This is a genomic window from uncultured Thiocystis sp. (genome assembly GCF_903866365.1).
In the GTDB taxonomy this organism is placed as follows: domain Bacteria; phylum Pseudomonadota; class Gammaproteobacteria; order Chromatiales; family Chromatiaceae; genus Chromatium.
In genome coordinates this window covers 1-1,982 of the sequence record NZ_CAIPNF010000025.1, presented here as the reverse complement: position 1 = coordinate 1,982, position 1,982 = coordinate 1, and the positions used below count along the sequence as shown (strand labels likewise).

General features: G+C 60.3%; 2 protein-coding genes. One reads left to right on the top strand and one right to left on the bottom strand.

The genetic code is table 11. The features are described 5' to 3' along the window. Nucleotides 1-53: 53 nt before the first annotated feature. Complete coding sequence (locus QZY07_RS01115; protein WP_295399139.1) at nt 54-398, bottom strand: hypothetical protein; 345 nt, start codon at nt 396-398, stop codon at nt 54-56. On the opposite strand from QZY07_RS01115, the gene QZY07_RS01110 reads away from it, so the two are divergent. After that, nucleotides 397-1,893, top strand: a complete 1,497-nt coding sequence (locus tag QZY07_RS01110) for a c-type cytochrome (protein ID WP_295399137.1) — start codon at nt 397-399, stop codon at nt 1,891-1,893. The two genes, QZY07_RS01115 and QZY07_RS01110, sit on opposite strands and share 2 nt — an antisense overlap. Nucleotides 1,894-1,982 lie beyond the last annotated feature (89 nt).

Sequence of the window (1,982 nt, the reverse complement as noted above, 5' to 3'; positions counted from 1 at the left end):
GTGAATGGTGTGATCCATATTTTTTATGCCGAATAGCTTAAATGGGTATTGTATTATATGATTGCCAAGGTCTTTAGTGTTCTATTCCTGAAGTATTTATACCATTGAAAATTCGAGAAAAAAACCCCGAACACCCATGAGTCCTCGCTGTGATCGGCAAGTACCTGGAGCGCCCAATCCTCGGAGGGACTGGCCGGCGTATCCGGCAGCACGACCTCCTCCTTGGCTTGAAATTCGCGGATCTTTGCGATGATGTAGCAGATGGATTCGAGTTTGATGTGAAGCATCGCCCTGGGTCTCCTCGACAATTTCAGGCATTCCAGGCGCATGACAGAAATACCTGGTGTCTTGCGGTGGGAGTTTACTACGATCAGCATCGTCTCCAGGGGCGTTTTCATGTCTGTCGCCACCCCAACAGGCGAGGGGGAGGATCCGATCATGGGGCGGCGTCAAGGGATCCGTCGTTCCCTGGCAGGGTTTGGCGTGCTCGGCATGCTTGCATTGTCAGCGTCCATGACCGGCTGCGACCGCAGCCCTCGCGAGCATGAGGGAGTCTTCAAGGCGGAGGTCGGTCGCGTTCCCGCTTCGCCCCAGCGACCGGGCGATCCCGATAAGGGCTACGAGGCCCTGATCAACCGCTCGGTCATTACCTGCGGATTGCCCTATCGGGTCTATCGAAAACACGCCGGCGCCTGCCCGCCGGTCCCCGGCCAGCAGTTTCCGGGCCGCACTGGCCGGAATGCGGAATTGCCCTACATGCTGACGGCCCATGTCGCCCAATCCGGTGTCGAACTGGTCACATCCAATTGTCTGGGCTGTCATGCCGCGACCTTCAATGGCGAACTCGTCATGGGGCTTGGCAACGAATTTCTCGCTATGACGATCGATCCTCTGCGCGCGGTCGAAGAACTCGGCGGCTTCATGGCCGATGGCGTGGAGGCCGCCGAATGGCGTCGCTGGGCGGCGCGCGTCACGGTCATTGCCGACGACATGATGACCGGGACGGTTGGGGTGAACGCCGCGCGCAATCCAACCCTGGCCCTCATGGCGCACCGCGATCCCAGAACGCTCGCCTGGTCCGACGACCTCCTGATCGAACCGCCCCCCGAGAGGCCGCTGCCGGTCAGCGTTCCGCCTTGGTGGAACCTCGGCAAGAAGCACGCGCTCTTCTACAACGCCGAAGGGCGAGGCGACCACGCGCGCCAGATGATGCTGGCCGCGATCCTCTGTACCGATTCGGTGGAGGAGGCGGCGGTCCTCGATGGCTGGTTCGTCGATGTCCGTGCCTATCTGGCGACCCTGAAGTCTCCCAAGTATCCGTTCCCCATCGACCAGGGTCTCGCGGAGCAGGGCGGTCGGATCTTCCAGGGCAAGTGCAAGGCGTGCCACGGTCTCCACGGAAAGGATGGGCGCTATCCCAATCGCGTCATCGCGCTCGGCAGGATCAAGACGGATCCAGCGTTGGCGCGTCAGGGATTCGGCGAGTCGGATCGTTTTCTAAAATGGTTCCAGAATTCCTTTTACGGCCAAGGATCCCAGGCCGCTCCAGCCCTCGGCTACATCGCTCCGCCACTCGACGGCGTCTGGGCCACTGCGCCCTATCTGCACAATGGCTCTGTCCCCACCCTCGCAGCCCTGCTCGACAGCCGATCGCGGCCGACCTATTGGGCGTTCGAGCGCGCAGGCGACGCCAGACCCGTCTACGATCAGGGTCAACTCGGCTGGGCCTACCGGACCCTGAAGCAAGGCAAGGTCGGCGCCATGAGCTGGGCCGAGCGCGATCAAATCTACGACACCAGCCTCATAGGGTATGGAAACCAAGGGCACGCCTTTGCCGACGGGCTCTCTGTCGCTGAACGAGCGGCATTACTCGAATATCTAAAAACGCTTTAGGTGATTTCCGAGTAACAGTTTACCCGTTTAGGCCGCATATCCCTCCAACAGACTGACATGATCGAGAATGCCCGTGCCCTGCGAAACCG

Bases quoted from the DNA above. Each gene is read 5' to 3' on its own strand.
- QZY07_RS01110 (WP_295399137.1), top strand. From the start codon at position 397: ATGTCTGTCGCCACCCCAACAGGCGAGGGGGAGGATCCGATCATGGGG.
- QZY07_RS01115 (WP_295399139.1), bottom strand. From the start codon at position 398: ATGAAAACGCCCCTGGAGACGATGCTGATCGTAGTAAACTCCCACCGC.